Genomic DNA, 9,632 nt, shown 5'->3' with positions numbered 1-9,632 from the left:
GGCGCCGGTCTCGACACCGGTGAGGTTCAGCGTGCCGACGTTGGTGACGTGATCGGACGCGCTGCTGCCCGAATCGGTGGTGAGGGCGACACCGGGTGCAGCCGCAGAGGTATCGAGCGTAAAGCTGAACGACGTGGGATCGGACGTGTTGCCAGCGATATCGGTCTGCCGGACCTGTACGTCGTTCACGCCTTCGGTGGCATTGAAGCTGGTGCTCCAGGTGTGACCGCCGTCGATCGAATATTCGACGGTGGCGCCGGTCTCGACACCGGTGAGGTTCAGCGTGCCGACGTTGGTGACGTGATCGAAGGCACTGCTGCCGGAGTCGGTGGTCAGGGCCACACCGGGCGCCGCGGCCGACGTGTCGAGCGTGAAGTTGAACGAAGTCGGATCGGACGTGTTGCCGGCGATATCGGTTTGCCGGACCTGCACATTGTTCAGGCCTTCGACGGCATTGAAGCTGGTGCTCCACGTATGACCGCCATCGGTCGAATATTCGACAGTGGCGCCGGTCTCGACACCGGCCAGGTTCAACGTGCCGACATTGGTGACGTGATCGGACGCACTGCTGCCCGAATCGGTGGTGAGGGCGACACCGGGTGCAGCCGCAGAGGTATCGAGCGTAAAGCTGAACGACGTGGGATCGGACGTGTTGCCGGCGATATCGGTCTGCCGGACCTGTACGTCGTTCACGCCTTCGGTGGCATTGAAGCTGGTGCTCCAGGTGTGACCGCCGTCGATCGAATATTCGACGGTGGCGCCGGTTTCGACACCGGTCAGGTTTAGCGTGCCGACGTTGGTGACGTGATCGGACGCACTGCTGCCCGAATCGGTGGTGAGGGCAACACCGGGCGCAGCCGCCGACGTGTCGAGCGTGAAGCTGAACGACGTTGCCGACGACGTGTTGCCGGCGATATCGGTTTGCCGGACCTGCACGTCGTTCATGCCTTCGGTGGCACTGAAACTGGTGCTCCAGGTGTGACCACCATCGGTCGAGTATTCGACGGTGGCGCCGGTTTCGACACCGGTCAGGTTCAACGTGTCGACATTGGTGATATGGTCGGACGCACTGCTGCCGGAATCGGTGGTCAGGGCAACACCGGGCGCAGCCGCCGACGTGTCGAGCGTGAAGCTGAACGACGTTGCCGACGACGTGTTGCCAGCGATATCGGTCTGCCGGACCTGTACGTCGTTCAGGCCTTCGGTCGCGCTGAAGCTGGTGTTCCAGGTATGGCCGCCGTCGATCGAATATTCGACGGTGGCACCGGTTTCGACACCGGACAGGTTCAACGTGCCGACATTGGTGATATGGTCGGACGCACTGCTGCCCGAATCGGTGATGAGTGCGACACCGGGTGCGGCGGCCGAGGTGTCGAGCGTGAAGTTGAACGACGTCGGATCGGACGTGTTGCCGGCGATATCGGTCTGGCGGACCTGTACGTCGTTCACGCCTTCGACGGCGGTGAAACTGGTGCCCCACGTATGACCGCCATCGGTCGAATATTCGACGGTGGCGCCGGTCTCGACACCGGACAGGTTCAACGTGCCGACATTGGTGATGTGATCAACAGCGCTGCTGCCGGAATCGGTGGTCAGCGCCACGCCCGGTGCAGCCGCCGACGTATCGAGCGTAAAGCTGAACGACGTTACCGACGATGTGTTGCCGGCGACATCGGTCTGCCGGACCTGCACGTCGTTCACGCCTTCGGTGGCGCTGAAATTCGTATTCCAAGTATGACCGTCATCGATCGAGTATTCGACAGTGGCGCCGGTTTCGATGCCGGTGAGGTTCAGCGTGCCGACATTGGTGATGTGATCGGATGCGCTGCTGCCGGAATCGGCGGTGAGCGCCACGCCGGGGGCGGCAGCCGACGTGTCGAGCGTGAAGCTGAACGAAGTCGGATCGGACGTGTTGCCGGCGATATCGGTCTGCCGGACCTGTACGTCGTTCAGGCCTTCGGTGGCGCTGAAACTGGTGCTCCACGTATGACCGCCATCGGTCGAATATTCGACAGTGGCGCCGGTTTCGACGCCGGCCAGGTTCAGCGTGCCGACATTGGTGATGTGATCGGACGCACTGCTGCCGGAATCGGTGGTGAGGGCCACGCCGGGGGCGGCGGCCGACGTGTCGAGCGTGAAATTGAACGACGTCGCCGACGACGTGTTGCCGGCGATATCGGTTTGCCGGACCTGCACATCGTTCAGGCCTTCCATGGCACTGAAACTGGTGTTCCATGTGTGGCCGCCGTCGATCGAGTATTCGACAGTGGCGCCGGTTTCGACACCGGACAGGTTCAGCGTGCCGACATTGGTGACGTGATCGGACGCATTGCTGCCGGAATCCGTGGTGAGGGCAACGCCCGGTGCAGCCGCCGAGGTGTCGAGCGTGAAGCTGAACGACGTCGTCGACGACGTGTTGCCGGCGATATCGGTCTGCCGGACCTGGACGTTGTTCGTGCCTTCGATGGCGTTGAAGCTGGTGCTCCAGTGCGCGCCGTTGTCGACGCTGTACTGCACCGTGGCGCCGGATTCGACACCGGTCAGGTTCAACGTGCCGACATTGGTGACGTGGTCGGACGCGCTACTGCCGGAATCGGTGGTGAGCGCCACCCCGGGCGCGGCAGCCGACGTGTCGAGCGTGAAATTGAACGACGTCGCCGACGAGGTGTTGCCCGCGACGTCGATCTGGCGGACCTGCACGTTGTTCGTGCCTTCCAGTGCACCGAAACTGGTGCTCCAGTGCGCACCGTTGTCGACGCTGTACTGCACGGTGGCGCCGGTTTCGATGCCGGTGAGGTTCAACGTACCGACATTAGTGACGTGATCAACAGCGCTGCTGCCCGAATCGACCGCCAACGCCACACCGGGCGCGGCAGCCGAGGTATCGAGCGTGAAGCTGAATGACGTCGCCGCCGACGTGTTGCCGGCGACGTCGATCTGCCGGACCTGCACGTTGTTCGTGCCTTCGATGGCGTTGAAGCTGGTGTTCCAGTGCGCGCCGTTGTCGATGCTGTATTGCACGGTGGCGCCGGTTTCGACGCCGGTCAGGTTCAGCGTGCCGACATTAGTGACGTGATCGACAGCGCTGCTGCCCGAATCGACCGCCAACGCCACACCGGGCGCGGCAGCCGACGTATCGAGCGTGAAGCTGAACGACGTCGCCGATGACGTATTGCCGGCGACGTCAACCTGCCGGACCTGCACGTTGTTTACGCCTTCGAGCGCACCGAAGCTGGTGCTCCAGTGCGCGCCGTTATCGACGCTGTACTGCACGGTGGCGCCATTCTCGATGCCGGACAGGTTCAACGTGCCGACATTAGTGACGTGATCAACAGCGCTGCTGCCCGAATCGACCGCCAGCGCCACACCGGGCGCGGCAGCCGACGTATCGAGCGTGAAGCTGAACGACGTCGCCGCCGACGTGTTGCCGGCGACGTCGATCTGCCGGACCTGGACGTTGTTCGTGCCTTCGACCGCGCTGAAGCTGGTGTTCCAGTGCGCACCGCCGTCGACGCTGTACTGCACGGTGGCGCCGGTTTCGACGCCGGTCAGGTTCAACTTACCGACATTGGTGACGTGATCAACAGCGCTGCTGCCCGAATCGACCGCCAGCGCCACACCCGGCGCAGCCGCCGCCGTATCGAGCGTGAAGCTGAACGATGTCGCCGCCGACGTGTTGCCGGCGACGTCAACCTGCCGGACCTGCACGTTGTTCAACCCTTCGACGGCACTGAAGCTGGTGTTCCAATGCGCACCGTTATCGACGCTGTACTGCACGGTGGCGCCGGTTTCGATGCCGGTCAGGTTCAACGTACCGACATTGGTGACGTGATCAACAGCACTGCTGCCCGAATCGACCGCCAGCGCCACACCGGGCGCGGCAGCCGACGTATCAAGCGTGAAACTGAACGACGTCGCCGCTGACGCATTGCCCGCGACGTCAACCTGCCGCACCTGCACATTGTTCGCACCCTCGACCGCCCCGAAGCTGGTACTCCAATGCGCACCATTATCGACGCTGTACTGCACGGTCGCGCCACTCTGAACCCCGGTCACATTCAGCGTACCGACATTCGTGACGTGATCAACAGCACTACTGCCCGAATCGATCGCCAGCGCCACACCAGGCGCCACAGCCGCAGCCGTATCGAGCGTGAAACAGCACGACGCCGCCGCCGACGCATTGCCGGCGATGTCGACCTGCCGGACCAGCACGGTATTCGTTCCCTCGACCGCGCTGAAGCCGGTGCTCCAGTGCGCGCCGTTGTCGGTGCTGTACTGAACGGTCGCGCCGTGTGCGATCCCGCCGAGCGAAAGCGTGCAGTCCGACGTGATGTGGTCGGTGGCCGAACTGCCCGTGTCGTGCGCCAGCGCGACGACAGGGGCGGGCGGTGCAATATCGACATAGGCGGTCGCCCAGCTCAGCGTGCCGTTGCCCAACCGGATGGCGTACGTGAAGCTGTCCTGCGCGTAGCCGAGCGTATTGAAGCTGTTCGACAGCCATGACGCATCGAGATGGCTCGCATCGTATCCGACCTTGCCGTCCGACGTGACCCAGATGTGCGCGCCGTGCGCGCTGTAATCCATGCTCACGGCTTCGGCTCTCGCCGTGTCCTGCGTCAGCAGCGCGGTCTGCTCGAGCGCGACGGTCGCTTCGGTGCCGGAGTCGAGCGAGTAGAGCGTCTTGGCCGCGCCGCCGAGATCGTTCGCCATCACGTTCAGGTAGACGGTGGTGAGTGCATTGTCGGTGAGCCCTGTCTGCGCCGACATGAACACATCGTCTTGTGCCTGCGGCGTATTGCTGATGGACACCGCGGTGCCGTTCGAAGTCGTCGCCATGTCGTGCTCCCCGTCCTGTCTGATGTGTATTGATGCAGGCATTTCGCCGCCCCATGCGGGCTCGCCTGCGGATCTGCAAATCGGTCTTCGTATCAGCGCTCGCGCAACGCCATTTCCTTGGTCTTGATGACGGGCTTGAGCAGGTAATGCAATACGGTCCGGCGGCCGGTCCGGATGTCGACCGTCGCGATCATGCCCGGCACGATCGCGACCGGCTGGCTGCGGCCGCTCGGCTTGTTCTGCCGCGTGCGCACCAGCACGCGGTAGTAGCTGTCGGGTTTCTCGCCGGGGCGGTCGGGCACGATCGTGTCGGCGCTGATGTCCTCGACGACGGCCGGAAAGCCGCCGTAGATGGAAAAGTCGTACGCGGAGAGCTTGACCGTCGCGTCCTGCCCCGGATGCAGGAACGCGATGTCCGCGGGCCGCACGCGCGCTTCGATCAGCAGCGTGTCGTCCAGCGGCACGATCTCCAGCAGGTCCATCCCCGGCTGGATCACGCCGCCGACGGTGTTGATCTTGATCTGCTTGACCATGCCCTTCAGCGGCGCCCGCACCAGCGTGCGCGTGACGCGATCCTCGAGCGCCACATTGGCCGCGCTCAGCGCGGACTGTTCGGCGCGCGCCTGGTTCAGCTCCTTCATCGCGTCGGCGCGGAAGTGCGCGGTCGTTTCGTCGATCTTCTGGCGCGCTTCGCGATAGGCGGCTTCCAGCCGCGGCATCGCCAGCCGCGTCGCGTCGAGGTCGCCTTTCATGTCATTGGCCTGCCGTTCGAGCCGCAGGACTTCGACATCGGATACCGCGCCTTTCTGCACGAGCGGGCTCGTCAGCGCCAGCTCCTTCGCGACGAGGCCATAGCTATGCTGCAGCTGCGCCTGGCGCGAACGTTTCTCCGCGAGCTCCTGGCGATGCTGTTCGGCCTGTTGCCTGAGCACGTCCAGATTGGCCTGCAATTCGCGCTGGCGCGATGCGAACAGCGAGCGCTCTTCGTCCAGCAGGCCGGGGCTCGTCTGCGCCAGCCGATCGGGTGCGACGAACGCGGCGCCGTTCGCCTCGGCGGTGAGGCGCGCGATCCGGGCAAGCAGCGCGGCATCCTTCGCCTGTCCTTCTTTGTACGACGACGTGAAGCGCGTATCGTCGATGCGCATCAGCGGCTGGCCTTTCTGCACGACCTGTCCCACGCGCACCATGATCTCGGAGACGATGCCGCCCTCGAGGTTCTGGACCACCTGCACCCGGCTGGACGGGATCACCTTGCCTTCGCCGACGGTCACTTCGTCCACTTCGGCGAACGCGGACCAGGCGAGGGCGACGACGAAGAAGGCGAGCGTCGCCCAGAGTATCCAGTGGCTGAAATAGCGCGGCCCTTCCATTGCCGCAGCGCAGCGTTCGCGCATGAACGCCGTATCGTCGGCGCGCGGCCTGAGGGCCGCGCCGATCCGTGCGACCAGCGCCTTGAGCGCCGCGGCGCGGTTCATCGTCGGCGTATCCGCGCCGTCGGGTTCAGCCAGCAGCGACATGGAGCGTCCTCCCTGCAAGCGCGGCCAGGACCTGGTCCTTCGGGCCGTCGGCGACGACGCGGCCCTGATCCATCACGATCAGGCGGTCGACGAGCGTGAGCAGCGACGGGCGATGCGTGACGAGCAGCAGCGTGCGGCCCTCGAGGCGGGCCGCGAGCCGCCCCTTGAACAGTTCCTCGGACCGGTTGTCCATCGCGCTGCTGGGCTCGTCGAGCAACAGCACCTGCGGCGACAGCAACATCGCGCGGGCGATCGCGACCGCTTGACGCTGTCCGCCGGACAACGCTTCGCCGCGCTCGCCGACGGCGAGATCGAAGCCGTTCGGCAAGCGGTTGACGAAGTCGGCGACCCCGGCGACCTGCGCGGCGCGCAGCACGGCGTCGTCGTCCACGCCGGGCGCGCCCAGCACGATGTTGTCCCGCACGGTGCCGTTGAACAGCATCACGTCCTGCGGCACGTGGCCGATCCCGCGCCGCAGCGCGGCGGGATCGTACTGGCGCAGCTCGACGCCGTCGATCAGTACGTTGCCGGAAGCGGGCGGATAGAGCCCCAGGATGAGTTTTTCGATCGTGGTCTTGCCCGAGCCGACGCGTCCGATGATGCCGACGCGCTCGCCCGCGGCGATGCGGAACGACACGCCGTCGAGCGACGTGCCGCTCTGGCCCGGGTACGCGAAGCCGACGTTCCGGAATTCGATCTCGCCGCGCAGCGCCGGCCGGTGCACGAAGCGCTGGTCGGCCGGGCGCTCGCCGGGCAGGTTCATCACGCCGCTGATCGACGCCAGCGCGCTGCGGGACTGGTGGTAGCGGGTCAGCAGCGACGCCACCTGGCCCATCGGCGCCAGCGCGCGGCCCGTCAGTGTCGTGCAGGCGATCAGGCCGCCGGTCGTGAGGCGGTCGTCGCCAATCATATAGACGCCGCACAGGACTACGGCGAGATAGGCCACCTGTTGGGAGAACATCGCGAAATTGACCGCGCATCCCGACAGCAGGCGCGACTTGAGCCCGAGCCGCGCGATCTCGCCCAGCAACTGCTCCCAGCGGGCCTGCATCGGCCCTTCCGCGCCGTTGACCTTGATCGTTTCGAGGCCGACCAGCGTTTCGATCAGCAGCGCCTGCCGTTGGCTCGCGTGGCGCTGGCTGGCCTGCACGGCCCGCGCGAGCGGCCCCTGCACGGCAACGCCCGCGCCGATCACGAGCGGCAGCGCCATCAGCGGCAGCCAGCCGAGCCCGCCGCCGACCCAGAACATCGCCGCGATGAACACCACCGAAAACGGCAGGTCGATCAGCGCCGCCGCGGTGGCCGACGTGAGGAAATCGCGCACCGCTTCGAATTCCTGGATCTGCGACGCGAATCCGCCGACCGACGGCGGGCGCGCGGCCATCCGGATGCCGAGCACTTTTTCGAACAGGTTGGCGGACAGGATCACGTCGATCTTCTTGCCGGCCATGTCGATGAAATGGCCGCGCAACGTGCGCATCACCACGTCGAACACGATCACGAGCACGATGCCCGCCGCCAGCGCCCACAACGTCTCGAGCGCGTGGTTCGGCACGACCCGGTCGTAAACGTTCATCGTGAACAGCGGCATGGCCAGCGCAAACAGGTTGACCAGCATCGACGCGAGCATCACTTCCGCGTAGATCGGCCACGACTGCGCGACCACGCCCCAGAACCAGTTGCGCGGGCGCGGCACGGCGCTTTCCGCGTCGCGCGCGTCGAACCGGTGGGCGGGGCGCGCGAACAGCACGAGGCCGGCATGGCGTTGCGCGAGCTCGGCCGGGGCGAGCGCTGCCTCGCCGCAGCCGGTTTCGGGAAGGATCACCTGCACGGTGCCGGACGCGTTTCTGCGAACCAGCACGCACGCCTGCCCGTCGTTCAGCAGCAGCACGACGGGCAAGACCGCGTCCGGGATGTCGTCGAGCGCGCGCCGGGCCAGTTTGGCGGAAAGGCCCGCGCGCGCCGCTGCCCGGATGAACAGCGCCGGCGTCAGGCGCTGGCCGGCCAGCGGCAGGCCGGCCATGAGCGCGTCGGCGCCCACGGGCCGGTCGAACAGCCGCGTCAACACGAGCAGGCAGCCCAGCAGCGGATCGTCCTCGATGCCCGATCCGTGGGGCAGCTCCCATGCACGCGCGCCTGCCGCGCCCGCCGCGGCTTCCGTCGTGGCGGCGTGCATTACAGTACGCCGCCACGCAGGTGACGGTCGGACTGGTGCGGCAGTCCCCCCGGCGCGGATATCCCCGCCGTCAAGCGCTTTGTCTTGCTCATGCGCTACCCCGATGTTATTCGTTCGATGTCCGTCGCTTGGTGCGACTGCTTGTCGACTACTGCCTTACGTCGGAGCAACAGCAAGTAGCGGGCCAGATGGGATGGTGGGCGCGCGCAGCACGGCGGTGCGTGCTTGCGCGAGCCGGCCGGCCGGCGCGAATGGCGATTTGGTTTCGGATCTGATACGAATGAATGCGCGTGGCGTTGCGGACGTGCGCGGCGCGATGCGCGGCGGCGCTCACGCTCTCGTGCGCGGATCAAGATGGCAGGGCAGCAGGGCGGTGGCGAACCGTCGCCGTGGCGCAAGCGGGGCGCTGGGCCCGGCCTCGAGAAATGTTTCAGCGATGAAACGTCCGGGGTGTCGCGACGTATCGCCGATGCAACGTGGTAAGGCCGGGGGCCGGCAGGCTTGCCGCAGGCGCGCCCGCCCATCGTAGAATCGACCCCTTATCCATCAGGAGATTGCCCGTTGGCTTCGCCATCCGCCCAGCGCCGGTCGTTGCGCTCTCGCCTGCGGCGCGCCCGCAATCCGTGGTAGGCGCCGCGCGCGCACGCTGTTCACGCGCCCCGCGACGTCGCCGCATCGCACGCTGCTGTTCCGCCTCGCCCTCGTCGTGTTCCTGTGCGCGCTCGCGTTCCTCGTGCTGTATCTCGATCGCGACGGCCTGCGCGATTCGACGAAGAGCACGCCGATGGGCATCGCCGATCTCGTCTATTTCACGATGGTCACGGTCGCGACGGTTGGCTACGGCGACATCGTGCCGGTCACCGCGCGGGCGCGGCTGATCGATGCATTCCTCATCGTGCCGATCTGCATCGGCATCTGGTTCATCTTCCTGGGCACGGCGTATCAGTTCGTGATCCAGCGCGTCATCGAGGAATTCCGCATGAAACGCCTGCAGAAGCAACTGTCCGATCACATCGTCGTGTGCGGCTACGGCCTGTCGGGGTCGATCGCCGTGCGCGAGCTGCTCGAAAGCGGTGTCGATCCGTCGACGGTCATCGTGA

General features: G+C 66.0%; 3 protein-coding genes and 1 pseudogene. 1 reads left to right on the top strand and 3 read right to left on the bottom strand.

Translation table 11 applies throughout. From position 1 onward, the window contains the following. The 3 genes from U4Z31_RS36525 to U4Z31_RS36515 all read right to left on the bottom strand — a co-directional run. The coding region (locus U4Z31_RS36525) for a beta strand repeat-containing protein (RefSeq protein WP_321812950.1) at nucleotides 1-4,839 on the bottom strand (4,839 nt) is incomplete at its 3' end. A 92-nt stretch (nucleotides 4,840-4,931) separates the two neighbouring features. Then, the gene (locus U4Z31_RS36520) at nucleotides 4,932-6,356 is read right to left on the bottom strand and encodes an HlyD family type I secretion periplasmic adaptor subunit (protein WP_124489852.1); all 1,425 of its coding nucleotides are present in this window, start codon (nucleotides 6,354-6,356) and stop codon (nucleotides 4,932-4,934) included. Then, nucleotides 6,340-8,532 carry a type I secretion system permease/ATPase gene (locus tag U4Z31_RS36515; RefSeq protein WP_321812949.1) on the bottom strand — a complete coding sequence of 731 codons (2,193 nt, stop codon included), beginning with the start codon at nucleotides 8,530-8,532 and terminating at the stop codon, nucleotides 6,340-6,342. The genes U4Z31_RS36520 and U4Z31_RS36515 overlap by 17 nt, the downstream gene beginning before the upstream one ends. A 561-nt stretch (nucleotides 8,533-9,093) precedes the next feature. On the opposite strand from U4Z31_RS36515, the pseudogene U4Z31_RS36510 reads away from it, so the two are divergent. Then, nucleotides 9,094-9,632, top strand: a pseudogene (locus U4Z31_RS36510) (ion channel); the annotation flags it as partial.

Source organism: Burkholderia sp. BCC1985, assembly GCF_905339915.1.
Taxonomy (GTDB): domain Bacteria; phylum Pseudomonadota; class Gammaproteobacteria; order Burkholderiales; family Burkholderiaceae; genus Burkholderia.
Note: the sequence above shows the minus strand (reverse complement) of the source record. Positions and strands in the feature narration are given on the sequence as shown.